Annotated in this window: 19 protein-coding genes; 9 read left to right on the forward strand and 10 right to left on the reverse strand. The window is 65.2% G+C overall.

Annotation, left to right across the window (positions count from 1 at the left end; genetic code table 11):
- Positions 1 to 61 precede the first annotated feature (61 nt).
- Positions 62 to 421 carry an NADH-quinone oxidoreductase subunit A gene (locus ABZ677_RS11335; protein ID WP_032397854.1) on the reverse strand — a complete coding sequence of 120 codons (360 nt, stop codon included), beginning with the start codon at positions 419 to 421 and terminating at the stop codon, positions 62 to 64.
- Positions 422 to 709: 288 nt separating this feature from the next.
- Between ABZ677_RS11335 and ABZ677_RS11340 the strand changes: the two genes are divergently transcribed.
- Positions 710 to 1,423 (forward strand): aquaporin, encoded by a 714-nt coding sequence (locus ABZ677_RS11340; protein ID WP_358369327.1) that lies wholly within the window; start codon positions 710 to 712, stop codon positions 1,421 to 1,423.
- 1 nt (position 1,424) lies between these two features.
- Here the strand turns inward: ABZ677_RS11340 and ABZ677_RS11345 are convergent, their stop codons facing one another.
- Positions 1,425 to 1,874 (reverse strand): hypothetical protein, encoded by a 450-nt coding sequence (locus ABZ677_RS11345; protein ID WP_094634253.1) that lies wholly within the window; start codon positions 1,872 to 1,874, stop codon positions 1,425 to 1,427.
- A gap of 79 nt (positions 1,875 to 1,953) precedes the next feature.
- Positions 1,954 to 2,607: a hypothetical protein gene (locus ABZ677_RS11350; RefSeq protein ID WP_358369330.1), complete on the reverse strand. Its 654-nt coding sequence runs from the start codon at positions 2,605 to 2,607 to the stop codon at positions 1,954 to 1,956.
- Positions 2,608 to 2,707: 100 nt separating this feature from the next.
- Between ABZ677_RS11350 and ABZ677_RS11355 the strand changes: the two genes are divergently transcribed.
- Positions 2,708 to 2,983, forward strand: coding sequence for a hypothetical protein (locus ABZ677_RS11355; protein WP_037189568.1), 276 nt, complete (start codon positions 2,708 to 2,710; stop codon positions 2,981 to 2,983).
- A gap of 5 nt (positions 2,984 to 2,988) precedes the next feature.
- On the opposite strand, the gene ABZ677_RS11360 is transcribed toward ABZ677_RS11355, so the two are convergent.
- The gene (locus ABZ677_RS11360) at positions 2,989 to 3,420 is read right to left on the reverse strand and encodes a hypothetical protein (protein ID WP_037189569.1); all 432 of its coding nucleotides are present in this window, start codon (positions 3,418 to 3,420) and stop codon (positions 2,989 to 2,991) included.
- A gap of 66 nt (positions 3,421 to 3,486) precedes the next feature.
- On the opposite strand from ABZ677_RS11360, the gene ABZ677_RS11365 reads away from it, so the two are divergent.
- A complete protein-coding gene (locus tag ABZ677_RS11365; RefSeq protein ID WP_358369334.1) occupies positions 3,487 to 4,251 on the forward strand; it encodes a 2-phosphosulfolactate phosphatase in 765 nt (254 codons plus the stop codon).
- A 97-nt stretch (positions 4,252 to 4,348) separates the two neighbouring features.
- Complete coding sequence (locus ABZ677_RS11370) at positions 4,349 to 5,092, forward strand: polyprenol monophosphomannose synthase (RefSeq protein ID WP_094742055.1); 744 nt, start codon at positions 4,349 to 4,351, stop codon at positions 5,090 to 5,092.
- 21 nt (positions 5,093 to 5,113) lie between these two features.
- On the opposite strand, the gene ABZ677_RS11375 is transcribed toward ABZ677_RS11370, so the two are convergent.
- Positions 5,114 to 5,899, reverse strand: coding sequence for an SDR family oxidoreductase (locus ABZ677_RS11375; RefSeq protein WP_358369337.1), 786 nt, complete (start codon positions 5,897 to 5,899; stop codon positions 5,114 to 5,116).
- Positions 5,896 to 6,570, reverse strand: a complete 675-nt coding sequence (locus ABZ677_RS11380) for a lysophospholipid acyltransferase family protein (protein ID WP_358369339.1) — start codon at positions 6,568 to 6,570, stop codon at positions 5,896 to 5,898. The genes ABZ677_RS11375 and ABZ677_RS11380 overlap by 4 nt, the downstream gene beginning before the upstream one ends.
- 53 nt (positions 6,571 to 6,623) lie before the next feature.
- Here ABZ677_RS11380 and ABZ677_RS11385 point away from each other — a divergent pair, with 53 nt between their 5' ends.
- Positions 6,624 to 7,196, forward strand: coding sequence for a TetR/AcrR family transcriptional regulator (locus ABZ677_RS11385; protein WP_358369342.1), 573 nt, complete (start codon positions 6,624 to 6,626; stop codon positions 7,194 to 7,196).
- Here the strand turns inward: ABZ677_RS11385 and ABZ677_RS11390 are convergent.
- The 4 genes from ABZ677_RS11390 to ABZ677_RS11405 form a co-directional block, all read right to left on the reverse strand.
- Positions 7,177 to 8,463 (reverse strand): pitrilysin family protein, encoded by a 1,287-nt coding sequence (locus tag ABZ677_RS11390; RefSeq protein ID WP_052047575.1) that lies wholly within the window; start codon positions 8,461 to 8,463, stop codon positions 7,177 to 7,179. The two genes, ABZ677_RS11385 and ABZ677_RS11390, sit on opposite strands and share 20 nt — an antisense overlap.
- A 67-nt stretch (positions 8,464 to 8,530) precedes the next feature.
- Positions 8,531 to 10,792, reverse strand: a complete 2,262-nt coding sequence (locus tag ABZ677_RS11395; protein ID WP_037189574.1) for a polyribonucleotide nucleotidyltransferase — start codon at positions 10,790 to 10,792, stop codon at positions 8,531 to 8,533.
- Positions 10,793 to 11,187: 395 nt separating this feature from the next.
- Complete coding sequence (gene rpsO / locus ABZ677_RS11400) at positions 11,188 to 11,457, reverse strand: 30S ribosomal protein S15 (protein ID WP_027496764.1); 270 nt, start codon at positions 11,455 to 11,457, stop codon at positions 11,188 to 11,190.
- Between the two features lie 122 nt (positions 11,458 to 11,579).
- Positions 11,580 to 12,548, reverse strand: a complete 969-nt coding sequence (locus tag ABZ677_RS11405) for a bifunctional riboflavin kinase/FAD synthetase (protein WP_170946035.1) — start codon at positions 12,546 to 12,548, stop codon at positions 11,580 to 11,582.
- Positions 12,549 to 12,780: 232 nt separating this feature from the next.
- Here ABZ677_RS11405 and ABZ677_RS11410 point away from each other — a divergent pair, with 232 nt between their 5' ends.
- From ABZ677_RS11410 to ABZ677_RS11425, 4 genes are read left to right on the forward strand one after another with little or no spacing between them, the layout of a single operon-like run.
- Positions 12,781 to 13,614: a metal ABC transporter substrate-binding protein gene (locus ABZ677_RS11410; protein ID WP_358369666.1), complete on the forward strand. Its 834-nt coding sequence runs from the start codon at positions 12,781 to 12,783 to the stop codon at positions 13,612 to 13,614.
- A complete protein-coding gene (locus ABZ677_RS11415; RefSeq protein WP_358369347.1) occupies positions 13,611 to 14,423 on the forward strand; it encodes a metal ABC transporter ATP-binding protein in 813 nt (270 codons plus the stop codon). Before ABZ677_RS11410 ends, ABZ677_RS11415 begins: the two co-directional genes overlap by 4 nt.
- Positions 14,424 to 14,426: 3 nt before the next feature.
- Positions 14,427 to 15,299, forward strand: a complete 873-nt coding sequence (locus ABZ677_RS11420) for a metal ABC transporter permease (protein WP_358369350.1) — start codon at positions 14,427 to 14,429, stop codon at positions 15,297 to 15,299.
- 19 nt (positions 15,300 to 15,318) lie between these two features.
- Positions 15,319 to 16,053: a metal-dependent transcriptional regulator gene (locus ABZ677_RS11425; protein WP_358369669.1), complete on the forward strand. Its 735-nt coding sequence runs from the start codon at positions 15,319 to 15,321 to the stop codon at positions 16,051 to 16,053.
- Positions 16,054 to 16,058: the final 5 nt, after the last annotated feature.

The following is a 16,058-nucleotide window of genomic DNA, read 5'->3' on the forward strand; positions in this document are numbered from 1 at the left end:
TTTCCGCATCCGCTGAAGGTGAGAACCGTGCATCGTGCCGTCGCCGATCAGTGTTCGGACGTCAATCCCATCCGAGCCCGCCTCGCCGCCACTCGTAGACGTAGGCCACCGACACGTTGACGACGAACAGCGCCATGGCAACCAGCCCGAACGCGCCGAGAACATCGAGATGGACGGCCCACGGATAGAGAAAGACGATCTCGATGTCGAAGATGATGAACAGCATGGCGGTCAGGTAGAACTTCACCGGAAATCGTTGGCCCGTGGGCGCATGCATCGTGGGCTCGATGCCGCACTCGTACGCGTCGAACTTGGCTCGGTTGTACCGCGCGGGTCCCACCATCGTTCCGACCATCACCGAGAACACCGCGAACACGACCGCAATGGCACCGAGAACGAGGATCGGAACGTAGGCGTTCATCCCGGCATCTGCTCCCTCGATCGACTACCGCGCCGGCGCGTAGTAAATGCGACGGCCGTACCAATGTGACCTGAACCACACAGTATGGGTTCGGTGTCGATCTCGCGGGATTTCGAGGAGTCCAGTTTCGTAATCCGTTGACGCGCATGGGGCACCCGATCCCGGCCACCGGGCAACTGTGACTCAGATCACTCGATCGCCCCATACGCTCCACCCCGGGGACAACGACAAACCTCCCGACGATTCCGGCCGGCCGAACGAGGCCGCCGACATGAAACAGGAGAAATGATGAAGTCGATTTCCGTCTCGGCGCTCGCCGCCGAGGGACTGGGAACTGCCCTGCTCGTGATCTTCGGCGTCGGCACCGCCGTCATCGCGGGCGACACCGTCGGAACCCCGGGCATCGCCCTGGCATTCGGGCTCACACTGCTCGCCCTCGTCTACGCGATCGGCCCGATCTCGGGATGCCACATCAACCCGGCCGTGACGATCGGAGCCCTGATCGCTCGCGCGATCACCCCGATCAAGGCTGCGTTCTACATCGCCGCCCAGGCCGTCGGTGCCGTGATCGGCGCGCTGATCGTACTGCTCGTCGCGTCCGGCCGTCCCGGATACGACATCTCGTCGGACGGTCTGGGCACCAATGGATTCGGCAGCTCCTCGCCCGGAGAATACGGGCTGGTGTCGGTGGCGGTGTTCGAGACCATCGCGACCGGCTTGCTCGTCCTCGTCGTGCTGGCCACCACGGCCCCCACCGTTCACCCCGTCGTGGCGGCCGGCATCCCGATCGGCCTGACCCTGACTGTGGTTCACCTGCTGGGCATCGGAATCGACTCGACCTCGGTCAACCCTGCCCGGTCCCTCGGCCCAGCCCTCGTCGCCGGCGGACCTGCCCTGTCACAACTGTGGGTGTTCGTGGTGTTCCCCGTGCTCGGTGCTGTCATCGCCGGCTCGATCCACCGGTTCGTGCTGACGGTGCCCGCATCGGAGAAAACGGTCTGATCTACCGCGATCGAGTGACCCGGGCACCGACGCGTACCGAATGCTGCTTCAGCAGATCGACCACTGCGCGCCCGAGCCGGATCGGATCCAGCGGGTGCGGAACTGCAGCCTCGGCGCGCGACCATTCGGCCAACCATGCGTCGTCCGGACGTCCGATGAGCACCAACACCGGTGGGCAGTGAAGGATCTCGTCTTTCAGCTGCTTCGCCAGGCCCAGCCCGCCTACGGGCGAGGACTCGCCGTCGAGAATTGCCAACGCGACACCGCCTGCATCCATGTGCTCGATGACGACGGCTGCCGTGGCGATGTCGACGTACTCGATGTCACCGAGTGCGGGATCCGGTCGAGTTCCCACCGCAGACCGAACCTGGGCGCGGGTCGCGGCGTTGCTGCTGTAGACGAGCACGCGCACACGCCCGGATGGGCTCTCTCCCGCTGTGGCGTCGGACACATCGCGATGCTACCGCGGGTTCCCCGGTAAACGGATCGAAACAGCCACGGCCGAAGTGCATTCGACGTTCCAGCGCCGGTCAGGACTCGAGGGTGACGATCACCGCGGCGGGTTCTTCGGTGGTGGTCACCGTGAACTCGGGTCGATCGGCCGCAACTCCGATGAAGGACTGTGAGATACCGCCGGGATCGGCCAGGAAATCGACCGAGGCGACAGCGGAATCAGCACCGCCTCGGACACGCTCGGGCCCGGCATACGGCGAGAATGTGTCGTCGGAGTCCGTCGACGTACCCGACAGGTCCACCTGCAACACGGATCTCCCCGGCACTGCCAGCGGTTCACTGGTGCCGTAGCGAATGGCCTCGTCCACATACCGGACCGTGAAGGACACCGGGCCGTTGCCTGCCAACCTGAATACGACCGTCGACGCCCCTTCGAGCACCACGTCGGTGACGCCGACCGGCGACCCGCTCGGGAACCGCGCACCGTCGAGACTCTCAGGGAGCTCCGGTACCACCGGCAGTACCGCAGTCGGCGCTTCGGTGGGCGGCCCCGGACCGGATAGGGGATCACCGACCACCAACGACCCTGTGACCGTGGTGTAGTTCGCGGCGGCCGGGACCTCGTCGACCCGGCCGCTGCCGTCCGCGCCGGAACAGCCCGCGAGCACGCCGAGCAGCAGTGATCCGACGACCGAGAGCGCGACTCGAACTCTGCGGTGGCCGTCGTACATTGCGATACCGTACTGAAGAAACCGATCGGTTCGATAGTGCTGTCTCGACCCGATTCGGTCACGATTGCGCCGCCCTCCAATCCTGCTAGCGTCGGAGGGTATGGAGCCGAAGAGCTATTCGTCCGGTGAGCGTGTGTTCGGGCCGCCCAACGGGACTTTCGACGCGGACTGGGCTGCGACCGCATTGCGCTCGAACCGCCCCGAGTTGGACCATCCCACCTCGGTTCGCCTGGTCGAACAAGCCTGGGAGCTGCTCCGAACGCAGGGGCTGCGCGGAGATCGACTCACAGCCGCGCTGGACCTCGAGCCCGGTCTTGCCGCTGCCGTGTCGGCGGTCGCCACCGAGACTGCCGAGCTGTACCTGGATCCTCGGTAACTCTCTCAGCTCGGACCGAACTGCGCGAATGCGAAACCGGCCACCAGCACCGCTGTACCGCCGATTTCGCCGACGATCAACGACACCATGAACAGGTGCGTCCCCCGGACGGGATTCACAAACTGGTTCTCGGTATCTCGGCGAAACCCGTGCACGGTGTAGCTCACGATGGCAGCGACGAAGAACACCAGCACCACCGATGCGGCGATCAGATCCACCGTGACCGACCACGCGCTGAACTGTGCCAGCGCAGCGAGAACCAGGGCGGCGAACGAGTACATCAACGCTGCCCGATGAGCGATGTCGACATAACGATGCGCGGTGCCATCCGCCGACGTCGACATCTGGTGATACTTGACCACCCCCAACCCCAGTGCCCAGAGCAGCAGTAGACCGGCCACGAGGACGATCACCTTGGTGTCCGGCTCCAACTGCATGTCTCTCTCCCCCACTCGATCCCGCGCCGAAGGTATCACCGGCACCGGACTTGATACCGTTCCGCAATGCCGGCCGACCCCGTACTGTCCCAGAACGCATTCGGTCTCCGCTTCGACTGGGGCCTGTGTGGAGCCGACGCCATCGTCGACGGCGCAGCCATCGCCGTCGTCGTGGACGTCCTGTCGTTCACGACGACTCTGACGGTTGCTGTGGACGCGGGCATCGACGTCATCCCCAGTCGGTGGCGCGACGACCGGGCCGCGCAGTTGGCCGAGCAGTTCGACGCGGTTCTCGCCGTGGGGCGGTCGGCCGCGTCACCGGGCCTGATCAGCTTGTGCCCGGCCACCGTACGGGCCGCGCCCGCCCCGCCACGGTTGGTGCTGCCGTCACCGAACGGGTCCACCATCGCCCACGATCTCGCGAGCACGGCCCCGCTGTGTGTGGGAGCGTCGCTGAGAAACGCATCCGCGGTAGCGCGGTGGATACGTGCCGACAACCGAAATGCCGTGACGACCGTCATAGCGGCCGGAGAACGGTGGCCGGACGGATCCCTCCGGCCTGCCGTCGAGGACCTGTGGGGTGCCGGTGCAGTCATCGCCGCCCTCGTCGATGCCGGAGCTACCGATGCCTCCCCGGAGGCGAGAACGGCCGCGGCCGCGTGGCGAGCCGTCGAGCGAGACGTGGGCTCGGAGCTGCGGCAATGTGGCTCCGGTCGCGAACTGGCCGGGATGGGACACCCGGAAGACGTGGCCATTGCGGCCGAGGTCGACTCGAGCTCCTGCGTCCCGATTCTGCGCGACGGCATATTCGTCGACGCGACTCGGTCATGAGGCGACGGACGCTCGAAAACGACCCACGATGCCGACCCGACACGGCCGACCGTGTCCGATATTTGGATCGGAACCCCTAATCACGGATCATACGGTGGTGAGTACGGAACGAGTCGCCCCGAAGACCACCGTCGTTGTACCGACGTACAACGAACGTGAGAACCTCCCCAAGCTCGTCGAGCTGCTGGCCGGGTTGCAGGTGGAGGGGCTCGGTGTGTTGGTCGTCGACGACAATTCACCCGACGGCACCGGCGACGTCGCCGACAAGTTGGCCATCGACGGCCCCATCGACGTCAGCGTTCTGCACCGCACCGAGAAGAACGGGCTGGGACGCGCATACGTCGCAGGCATGACGCGAGCGCTCGACGAGGGTGCGGACATCGTCATTCAGATGGACGCCGATCTTTCGCACCCCACCGAGGTGATCCCGGCGATGATCGACAAGCTGAACGCCACCGACGCCGCCGTGGTGCTCGGATCGCGATACGTACCCGGCGGAGCGGTCGCCGCCGATTGGCCCTGGCACCGCAAGGCCCTTTCGGCGTGGGCGAACTTCTACGTCAACACGATCCTGCGCCTCGGAGTCAAGGATGCGACAGCGGGATTCAAGGCGTGGCACGCGCGCACCCTGCGCACCATCGACGTGGCCTCGGTCGAGAGCAACGGGTACGCATTCCAGGTGGAGATGAACTACCGAACGGTCAAGCACGGCCTCACTCTCGCCGAAGTGCCGATCACCTTCGAGGAGCGCAGCGAGGGCGAATCCAAGATGAGCCTGTCGGTTCAGCTCGAGTCGGCATTGGTGCCCTGGAAGTTGTTGCTGAACAAGAAGAAGCTCTGACCGAGGCGCGCCACGCCGTGATCACGGCGTGAAGCGTCGGAATCCGCCTTCGGCGCCGATGACCTGACCGGTGATCGAGCCCGAATCGGGCGACAGCAACATCGCCACGACCGCTGCGGCCTCGTCCGGTGAGTTCCACCGCCCGCGCGGCATGTGGCGCGAGACGAACTCGTTCAGATCCGCACTTGCCCAACCGGTATCGGTCGGACCCGGATTGATCGTGTTGACGGTGATGCCACGGTCGATCAGGGAATCGGCCACGGTCGGTGTGATCGCGGCGATGGCACCCTTGGTCACCGCATAGGGAATCTCGGTCGGCATCGGCCCCTCTCCCTGCCCGGACGTGAACAGCACGACGCGTCCACCGTCAGGATGATCGACGTACCGTTGCGCGAATTCCTGCACCAGAAGCAACGACGCGCGCACGTTCACCGCCCACGTCAGGTCGAGGTTCTCTGCCGTCAGAGAACCCAGTTCGCCCAGCTGTGATCGCGCATGGTTGATCACCAACGAGTCGACGGCACCGAACCTGGATTCGACAGCATCGAACAGGGCGGCAGGCGCTTCGACATCGGAGAGATCGATGTCCAGATGCCCGAGCCTGCTTGGCGCGGTAGACAACTCGGCGAGTACCCGCACTGCTCCCGGCGTCCCCGCTCCCCACGGTTCGCTCACGTCGTAGGCATCGCATGATTGCGCGAAGACGCGGGCGCGCTCGTCCTGCAGCAACCTGCGGGTGATGGCATAGCCGATACCGAGGCGTCGACCCACACCCGTGACGAGGACGGTACGCCCATCGCTGTTCATGCTGCATCCTTGATGGTGGCGGCATACACGTCGACGTATTCCTGACCCGACAGGGTGGACAACCCCGCCATCACCTCATCGGTGGCCGCACGCAGAATCGCCCTACTGTTCTCTCCCCCTGCATATCTCGTGAAGTCCAGCGGCTTGCCGACTGTCATGCGCACCTTCCCCGGACGCCACATCCGCGAGCCGACCGGATTGACCGTGCGCGTTCCGTGCATCACCACCGGCACGACGGGGGCACCCGTTTCGATCGCGACTCTCGCAAGGCCGGTCTTGCCCTTGTACAGCCGGCCGTCGGGAGATCGCGTGCCCTCCGGGTACACCGCCCACACCTTCCCTTGTCGCAGAATGCTTTTCGCAGCGTCGAGCGCCGGAGTAGAAGCGTCCGCGCCGCGGCGGTCGACGGGAACCTGACCTGTCGCGCTGTAGAACCAACGAAGCGCCGCGCCCTTGATTCCGCGGCCGGTGAAGTACTCGCTCTTCGCGATGAAGGTGACCCGGCGACGAACCATGAGGACGAGAAAGAACGAGTCGACGACGGTCAGGTGATTTCCAGCGACGATCACCGGTCCCGACGTCGGAAAATTTTCCATCCCGACCACCGTCGGCCGACCCAGAATGCGGAGGATCGGCCCGATCAGCACATATTTGAAGAGCAAGTACCACATCGATGAATCCTCTCGGCTGGACAACGTCACGGCCGAGAGTAGACAATGTCTACGTGCCTGACAACCTACGGACTCGACTGGTGGACGCAGGTGTCCGCCTGCTCGAAAGCGAAGGGCAGGGCGGGCTCACAATCAGAGCGGTCACGCGTGAAGCCGGCGTCTCACACGGCGCGCCGAGACGCTATTTTCCGACGTTGAGTGCGCTGTGCGCCGCCGTCGCTCGGGTCGGTCTCGTCGATATCGGGGTGGCTCTGGACCGCGCGACGCAGCAATCGACGTCGCCGCAGGAAGCATTGAATGCGATAGCGGACGCGTACGTGGACTTTGCGGCGCGGCGACCGGCGATGTTCGCCCTCGTCTTCAGGCACGACCTACTCGAGGGCTCGGGCGAGAACCTGCGGCTCACCTCGCGTCCGTTGTTCGAGGCCTTGATCGCCGCGGTCGGTGCCGTCGCGCCGGAGAATCCACAGTTCACCGCCCTGCGACTGTGGACCTCCGTGCACGGAATAGCGGCGCTCAACTCCACCCACGCATTCGAGCCGGTCACCGACCTGTCGGCGGTGACGGAGTTGACCCGCCGCGCAGTGCGCGACGTGATCGCCGACGCTACCGAACCAGGGACTTGACCGACGCCGGCAGCTGGCGGACGTTCTTGTAGGGGCCGACCACCGCGGCACCGAAAGGACGGTCGAGCAACACGGCAGCGACCTCGCGTACCTCGTCGTTGCCGACGCTGTCGATCCTCGCCAACGTATCGGTGATGTCGCGGTGATTGCCGTAGTTCAGTTCACTGCGACCGATCCGGTTCATCCGAGAGCCCGAATCCTCGAGTCCCAGAACCAAACCGCCACGCAACGAACCCTTGGCCCGCGCACACTCCGCGTCGGTGATCCCCTCGGCGGCAACCTTGGCCAGCACTTCCCTGATCACCGTGGTCACTTCGCCCAAGTTCTCCGGCTGACAACCCGCGTAGACGGAGAAGGCACCACTGTCGGCAAACGTATCCACCGACGAGTACACCGAGTACGCCAGACCACGTTCTTCCCTGATCTCCTGGAACAGACGAGAACTGAGCCCGCCCCCCACTGCGGAGTTCAGCACGGACAACGCCCAGCGATGCCCTTCGTGTCGACCGAACGCCCGTACGCCCAGGCACAGATGCGCCTGCTCGCTGTCACGAGTGGTCAGGCTCAACGTGGGAGCATTGCGCAATCGCGCTGTGCCACCGCGTCGTTCGGCCGGCCGTGCGCCCTTGACCAGATGGCCGGAGAACGCTCGGCGCACGAGCGAGACGATCTGCTTGTGATCGACGTTGCCCGCGACGGCAACGACCATGCGCTGCGGCGTGTAGCGGCGAACGTGGAACGAGTGCAATTGCGCACGGGTCATCGACTCGATGGATTCGACGGAACCGATGATCGGGCGTCCGATCGGATGATCGCCGAACATGGCTTCCAGGAAGGCATCTCCGAGCAGATCCTCGGGATCGTCGTCGCGCATGGAGATCTCTTCGAGGACCACCTGTCGCTCGACGTCGACATCTGCCGAGCGGCACCGGCCACGAAGCACCACATCGCTGACGAGATCGATGGCGAGCGCCACGTCCTCGTCGAGCACGTGCGCGTAGAAGCAGGTGCTCTCCTTCGAGGTGAACGCGTTCAGCTCTCCCCCGACACCGTCCATCACCTGGGCGATTTCGAGCGCGCTGCGCGTAGGAGTCGACTTGAACAGCAGATGTTCGAGGAAGTGTGCGGCACCGGCAACACTGGGTTGCTCGTCCCGTGAACCGACCCCGACCCACACGCCGACCGAAGCCGAGCGAACGCCGGGCACGAACTCGGTGACGATCCGAAGACCGCCGGGCAGAGTGGTGCGTTGCACGCCCGTGTCGATGCCGGTGCTCTCTGGAACGGCCGAACGGTACGTCCCGAGGGGACGTACCGTTCGGCTCGGTTGCTTCTTACTCAGCGCTGGCCTCGGCGGGAGCCTCGGGAGCGTCGGCGGGAGCAGCAGCGTTGTCGTCTTCGACGGGAACGAGGCTGATCTTGCCGCGGTTGTCGATATCGGCGATCTCGACGCGCAACTTGGATCCGACGCTGACGACGTCCTCCACCTTGTTGATGCGCTTGCCGTTACCGAGCTTGGAGATGTGCACCAGTCCGTCGCGGCCCGGGAGCAGCGAGACGAATGCACCGAAAGCCGTTGTCTTGACGACGGTTCCGAGGAATCGCTCGCCGACCTTCGGCAGCTGCGGGTTGGCAATGGCGTTGATCATGTCGATCGCGGCCTGTGCGGACGGGCCGTCCGCTGCACCGACGTAGACAGTGCCGTCATCTTCGATCGAGATGTTGGCACCGGTCTGCTCGGTGATGGAGTTGATCATCTTGCCCTTGGGCCCGATGACCTCGCCGATCTTGTCGACCGGCACCTTGATCGCGGTGACGCGAGGTGCGTACGGGCTCATCTCGTCCGGGGTGTCGATGGCCTCGGCCATGACCTCGAGGATCGTCGTGCGAGCATCCTTGGCCTGCGACAGCGCGCCGGCGAGCACCTTGGAGGGGATGCCGTCGAGCTTGGTGTCGAGCTGCAGCGCCGTGACGAAGTCCTTGGTTCCGGCGACCTTGAAGTCCATGTCGCCGAACGCGTCCTCGGCACCGAGGATGTCGGTGAGTGCGACGTAACGGGTCTCGCCGTCGACCTCGTCGGACACGAGGCCCATCGCGATACCGGCAACCGGGGCACGCAGCGGCACACCGGCATTGAGCAGCGACAGAGTCGATGCGCAGACCGAGCCCATCGAGGTCGAGCCGTTGGAGCTCAGTGCCTCGGAGACCTGACGGATGGCGTACGGGAACTCGGCCTGGCTCGGCAGCACCGGCAGCAGGGCGCGCTCGGCGAGTGCGCCGTGCCCGATCTCGCGACGCTTCGGCGAACCGACGCGGCCGGTCTCACCGGTCGAGTACGGCGGGAAGTTGTAATGGTGCATGTAGCGCTTGGACGTCTCGGGCCCGAGCGAGTCGACCTGCTGCGCCATCTTGACCATGTCGAGGGTGGTGACGCCCAGGATCTGGGTCTCGCCGCGCTCGAACAGGGCCGATCCGTGGGTACGGGGGATGATCGCGACCTCGGCGGACAGCGACCGGATGTCGGTGATGCCACGGCCGTCGATGCGGAAGTGATCGGTGAGGATGCGCTGGCGAACCGACTTCTTGGTCAGTGCGCGGAATGCGGCACCGATCTCCTTCTCGCGGCCGGCGAAGCTGTCTCCGACCGACGTGAGGACCTGAGCCTTGACCTCGTCGAGCTTGCTCTCACGCTCGGCCTTGCCTGCGATGGTCAGTGCCTCGTTCAGCGGGATCTTCGCGGCGTTCTCGACGGCCTCGAAGACGTCCGACTGGTACGCCGGGAAGACCGGGTAGTCGCCGGTCGGCTTGGCGGCCTTGGACGCGAGCTCCTGCTGTGCGGTGCACAGGGCTGCGATGAACGGCTTCGAAGCCTCGAGGCCCTCGGCGACGACCGACTCGTTGGGGGCGGTTGCACCACCCTCGATGAGCTCGATGACGTTCTCGGTGGCCTCGGCTTCGACCATCATGATCGCGACGTCTGCGTCGGCACCGGAGCCGGAGACGATGCGGCCGGCGACGACCATGTTGAACACGGCCTTCTCGAGCTGCTCGTTGGTCGGGAACGCGACCCACTGCTTGTCGATCAGTGCGACGCGGACGCCGCCGATCGGGCCGGAGAACGGCAGTCCGGCGATCTGCGTCGAGGCCGATGCCGCGTTGATCGCGACGACGTCGTACAGATCGGCCGGGTTGAGGCTCATCACCGTGATGACGACCTGGATCTCGTTGCGCAGTCCGTCGACGAACGTCGGACGCAACGGCCGGTCGATCAGGCGGCAGGTGAGGATGGCGTCGGTGGACGGACGGCCCTCGCGGCGGAAGAACGATCCGGGGATACGGCCCGCGGCGTACATGCGCTCTTCGACGTCGACCGTCAGCGGGAAGAAATCGAATCCCTCACGGGGGTGCTTGCCTGCGGTCGTTGCCGACAGCAGCATGGTGTCCTCGTCGAGGTACGCGGCGACTGCGCCTGCGGCCTGCTGTGCGAGGCGGCCGGTCTCGAAGCGGATGGTCCGCTTGCCGAACGTGCCGTTGTCGATGATCGCAGTTGCTTCGTAGACGCCTTCTTCGACGTCCACGGTCGTTGTCTCTGTCATAGGTTCTCTTCTCGTCCTCTCGTCTTTGCCGTGCCCGCGCGGACACACCACGAGCCCTCCTGGCTGTGGCGGCATACCTGTGCCGTCCATCCGACGAGAGCTTCTCTCGGGACGCGGCTGCGCGGAGGCGGCCATCGATCGAAGCCCATCGGATCTCGTATCCGAAAGGCCACTACCGAAGACCGTCACCACGGCGTGACAGGCATACACGGCGGTGTGCGGATGCCGTGCATCCGCTTTCTCGTGCTGACGTAACTGTTCTTGCGGTACAAACACAGATAGCCAACGAGGAACAGTCTAAGCACTGCCTCGTTGGCTACTGCACTATTGCTGCGAGTCGGGTGCGCACCGGCGCGTCGAACCGTGCATCGGTGACATCCTCGCGTCGATGCGAATTATCGACGCAGACCCAGACGCTCGATGAGCGAGCGGTAGCGGGTGACGTCGACCTTCGCGATGTACTTGAGCAGGCGACGACGACGTCCGACCAGCAGCAGCAGGCCGCGGCGGGAGTGGTGGTCGTGCTTGTGCATCTTGAGGTGCTCGGTCAAGTCGACGATGCGCTTGGTGAGCATTGCAACCTGCGCCTCGGGCGAGCCCGTGTCGGTGGGATGCAAGCCGTACTCGCCGAGAACGGCCTTCTTCTGTTCGGTGGTCAATGCCACTGGTACTACTCCTGATCAATGACGTCCGCGTGAAAGGAAGCAACGCACCCTGTGGTCGAGACCACGGAATCGAAGCCGGTACAGCCGCCACGGACCGCAGCGAGCACCGAGGGGCCAGCCTATCAGGCCGTGCTCGCCGCCAGAATCGAGCGGGCCCGCTCGGCGTCGCGCCCCATTTCCTCCACGAGTGCTTCCATCGAGTCGAACTTCTCCATGCCGCGCAGTCGGTCGACGAAGTCGACTGCCACATGCTGCCCGTACAGGTCGGCCTCACCGTCGAGGACAAACGCCTCGACGGTTCTGGTACGACCCGAGAACGTGGGATTGGTGCCCACCGACACAGCAGCCGGATGCCGCTCCCCCGGAGTGACCGTACCCATGATCGGACCCGGCCCGAGCACGGTGAACCATGCCGCGTACACACCGTCGGCGGGGATGGCCGAGTACATGGGCGGCGCGACATTGGCTGTGGGATAACCCATTTGGCGACCTCGACCGTCTCCGTGCACAACGACACCTTCGACACGGTGCGGTCGCCCGAGCGCGGCGGTGGCCGCAGCGACGTCACCGGCGTCCACGCACGATCTGATGTACGTCGAGGAGAACGTCACGGCATGCTCGGCGAGCAGGTTGACCCCGTCGACTGCAAATCCGGACCGCTCGCCGATCTTGCGCAGCATGGGCACGGTGCCGAGCGCCTTCTTCCCGTAGGTGAAGTTCTCGCCGACGACGACCTCGGCGACGTGCAGGCGTTCGATCAGGATCTCGTGCACGTATCGCTCGGGAGTGAGCTTCATCAGTTCGGGCGTGAACGGCATGACGCAGAAGACGTCGATTCCCAGTTCCTCGGCGAGTTCGGCTCGCCTCGTCAGGGTCGTGAGCTGAGCAGGGTGGCTGCCCGGCCGCACGACCTCCATCGGATGGGGATCGAACGTCATGAGCACGCTGGGAACGCCGCGCTTCTTCGCAGCGGCCACCGCTCTCCCGATCAGTTGTGCGTGTCCGCGATGAACGCCGTCGAAGACGCCGATCGTGAGCACGCACCGACCCCAGTCGGCAGGTACATCGTCGAGACCTCGCCATCTCTGCACACCGCGAAGCCTACGGCCCGAAGGCCGCTCGGTCACTCTCGGCCAGGCGTGTCGCGCGCGGCAGGTATGGACAAAAAGGTATCCCCACGGTAAATATTTCGGGGTGCCTAACTTATTTCTTCGCCAGCGTGGATCTCGCGCCCGGCGGATTCTCGCGAGCTGGGCCGTGGTGGGACTACTGGTAGCAGCGTCGACCGGCTGCGCGCGGGCTGTCGGAGAGGACGATCCGACTGTGCTCGACGACGGCAGACCCCTGGTTCTGACGACCTTCACCGTCCTCGCCGACATGGCAGCCAATGTCGCCGGTGACCACCTTCGAGTGGAATCGATCACAAAAGCCGGAGCCGAGATCCACGGCTACGAGCCGACACCCGGAGACCTACGCACCGCGGAGCAGGCCGAGTTGATCCTGGACAACGGGCTGGGGCTGGAGGCCTGGTTCGAGAAGTTCGTCGAGCGCATCCCCGCACCGCACGCCGTGGTGAGTGCAAACGTGGACCCGATCTACATCCGTGACGACGCCTACGCGGGGAAAGCGAACCCCCATGCGTGGATGTCCCCCGTCGTGGCCGAGACGTACGTGGAGAACATCGCCGAGGCGTTCGTCGCCCTGGACCCCGCCAACACCGACGACTATCGAGCGAACGCAACCGCGTACATCGGACAGCTCCGCGAGGTCGGAGCCGAACTGGCCGCCGATCTCTCCGGGCTGCCCGCTCGTCAACGCGCGCTCGTCACCTGCGAGGGCGCATTCGGCTACCTGGCCCGCGACTTCGATCTGCAGGAGGCCTACCTGTGGCCGGTCAACGCCGAGCAGGAGGGGACGCCGAAGCAGGTGGTACGCACCATCGATTTCGTTCGTGACAACGACGTACCCGCCGTGTTCTGCGAGTCGACCGTCTCGGACAAGGCGCAGCTGCAGGTCGCCGAGGACACCGGAGCTCGGTTCGGCGGACAGCTCTACGTCGATTCACTGAGCGATGCAGCCGGCCCCGTCCCCACGTACCTGGATCTACTGCGCTACGACGCACGATTGATCGCCGACGCACTCGTAGGAGAACGATGACCCAGCACCACAGGCCCCCGCACGAGAACGGGGCGGCGCTGACGGTCGATACCGTCAATGTCCGATACCGCGATGTCGTGGCCCTCACCGATGCCAGCCTGACCCTCGCACCCGGCCGGGTGTGCGGGTTGGTCGGCATGAACGGATCGGGCAAGTCGACGCTGTTCAAGGCCGTCATGGGAGTGGTCAAGCCCAACTCCGGCTCGATCACCGTGTTCGGCGGCGACCCGGCCCAGGCGCGCAAGGCCGGCACGGTCAGCTACGTACCCCAGGCGGAATCCGTCGACTGGACATTCCCGATCAGCGTGCGCGACGTGGTCATGATGGGCCGATACGGGAAGCAGAATTTCCTCCGCACCCCCCGGGCAGCCGATCGACTGGCCGTCGACGAGGCTCTGCAGCGCGTCGACCTCGCCGAACTCGCGAACCGACAGATCGGCCAGCTCTCCGGCGGTCAACGAAAACGTGCGTTCGTCGCCCGCGCCATCGCCCAGGAGGCGTCACTGCTGTTGCTCGACGAACCCTTCGCCGGTGTGGACAAGAAGACCGAAGCCACCATCACCCGCCTGCTCCGCGAACTCGCAGCACACGGCGCGTCGGTTCTCGTGTCCACGCACGATCTCCATGCCCTACCGGAGCTGTGCGACGAGGCGATCCTGCTGCAGCAACGGGTGCTCATGCACGGCAGTCCGGCCGAAGTACTGCGCCCGGAGAACCTGGCGCTGGCCTTCGGTATCGACCCGTCGAAGGTCGACCAACTCGGTGCGGGCACCCGAACTCCGGTCACCCGAACCACGGAAGCGAGCTGAACCGTGTATCTGATCGATTTTCTGGTGGACCCACTCGAATACACCTTCATGCAGCGAGCCCTCCTGGTGACCGTCACCGCCTCGATCGTGTGCGCGGTCCTGAGCTGCTGGCTCGTCCTCATCGGGTGGTCGTTGATGGGCGACGCCGTCTCGCACGCAGTTCTTCCCGGCGTCGCGCTGTCGTACCTGTTCGGGGCACCGTTCGCGATCGGAGCACTGCTGTTCGCCCTCATCGCGGTCGGTGCCATCGGAGTGGTCCGCAACACCACCATCGTCAAGGAGGACGCCGCGATCGGCGTCGTCTTCACCACGTTGTTCGCGCTCGGCGTCGTCCTGATCTCCAAGTTTCCGAGCCAGATCGACCTCAACCACATCCTGTTCGGCAACCTGCTCGGAGTCTCGCAGGCCGACATGGTCCAGGTGTTCGTCCTCGGTGGCATCGCGCTGGTGGCCATGATCGTCAAGCGTCGCGACTTCACTCTCTTCGCGTTCGACCGCACCCAGGCCCGCGCCGTCGGCATCAATCCGACGGTGATCTCGGCCGTGATGCTGACCCTGCTCGCCCTGACGACCGTGGTCGCACTCCAGGCCGTCGGCGTCATCCTCGTGGTGGCGATGCTCATCACTCCCGGTGCGTCCGCCTATCTACTCACGCACAGCTTCGGCCGCATGCTCGTGCTGGCACCGATCGTCTCGGTGGGTTGCGCGCTGGTGGGGATCTACGCCAGCTTCTACCTCGACGTGTCCTCCGGCGGCAGCGTGGTGCTCACCCAGGGCCTGGTCTTCGTCCTTGCCTACCTCTTCAGCCCGTCACAGGGCATCGTCGTCCGCGCCCTTCGGCAACGCGGACAGGTGCCGGTGGCTCCGGCCGGGTGAGATGTCTTTTTCCATTGGATTGCCTAAGCTCGGCGACGTGGCGCAACGAAAAGACGATCCCGCACCGGCCGACGAGGGCGTCCAGCTGTCCGCGGTTGCGCAGGACTACCTCAAGGTCATCTGGACGGCCAGCGAATGGAGCGAGGACTCCGTCAGCACCAAGATGCTCTCCGAACGCATCGGTGTCTCCGCCTCGACGGTGTCGGAGGCGATTCGCAAGCTCGCCGACCAGGGCATGGTCGACCACGCCCGCTACGGGGCCATCTCACTGACCGAGAAGGGTCGCCTGGCTGCCATAGGCATGGTGCGTCGGCACCGACTGATCGAGACCTATCTGGTCCGCGAACTGGGTTACGGCTGGGACGAAGTGCACGACGAGGCAGAGATCCTCGAACACGCCGTCTCGGATCTGATGATGGATCGCATCGACGCCAAACTGGGCCATCCCGAACGCGATCCGCACGGCGACCCGATTCCGTCGGTCGACGGTGCGATCGAGACTCCGTCCGCGACCCGCCTGAGCGAGTACCTCGACGGACAGTCCGGCCGTGTCGCCAGAATTTCCGACTCCGACCCGGCGATGCTCCGCTACTTCGATTCCGTCGGTATCACGCTGGACCTGCCGATAACGGTGGTCGAGCGACGCGACTACGCCGGCACCGTCGCCATCGAGCTGGCCCGCACCGACGCCACCGATTCCATCGACCTGGGCCATCGCGCCGCCGAGGCGATCTGGATGGTTCCGGCTACCTGATCGCC

The sequence above is a fragment of the Rhodococcus sp. NPDC006774 genome (genome assembly GCF_040636045.1).
Taxonomy (GTDB): domain Bacteria; phylum Actinomycetota; class Actinomycetes; order Mycobacteriales; family Mycobacteriaceae; genus Rhodococcoides.

What these genes read in the sequence shown, in the direction of transcription:
- ABZ677_RS11335 (WP_032397854.1), bottom strand. Translation starts at nt 421, where the DNA reads ATGAACGCCTACGTTCCGATCCTCGTTCTCGGTGCCATTGCGGTCGTG.
- ABZ677_RS11340 (WP_358369327.1), top strand. Translation starts at nt 710, where the DNA reads ATGAAGTCGATTTCCGTCTCGGCGCTCGCCGCCGAGGGACTGGGAACT.
- ABZ677_RS11350 (WP_358369330.1), bottom strand. Translation starts at nt 2,607, where the DNA reads ATGTACGACGGCCACCGCAGAGTTCGAGTCGCGCTCTCGGTCGTCGGA.
- ABZ677_RS11355 (WP_037189568.1), top strand. Translation starts at nt 2,708, where the DNA reads ATGGAGCCGAAGAGCTATTCGTCCGGTGAGCGTGTGTTCGGGCCGCCC.
- ABZ677_RS11360 (WP_037189569.1), bottom strand. Translation starts at nt 3,420, where the DNA reads ATGCAGTTGGAGCCGGACACCAAGGTGATCGTCCTCGTGGCCGGTCTA.
- ABZ677_RS11365 (WP_358369334.1), top strand. Translation starts at nt 3,487, where the DNA reads ATGCCGGCCGACCCCGTACTGTCCCAGAACGCATTCGGTCTCCGCTTC.
- ABZ677_RS11375 (WP_358369337.1), bottom strand. Translation starts at nt 5,899, where the DNA reads ATGAACAGCGATGGGCGTACCGTCCTCGTCACGGGTGTGGGTCGACGC.
- ABZ677_RS11380 (WP_358369339.1), bottom strand. Translation starts at nt 6,570, where the DNA reads ATGTGGTACTTGCTCTTCAAATATGTGCTGATCGGGCCGATCCTCCGC.
- ABZ677_RS11395 (WP_037189574.1), bottom strand. Translation starts at nt 10,792, where the DNA reads ATGACAGAGACAACGACCGTGGACGTCGAAGAAGGCGTCTACGAAGCA.
- ABZ677_RS11415 (WP_358369347.1), top strand. Translation starts at nt 13,611, where the DNA reads ATGACCCAGCACCACAGGCCCCCGCACGAGAACGGGGCGGCGCTGACG.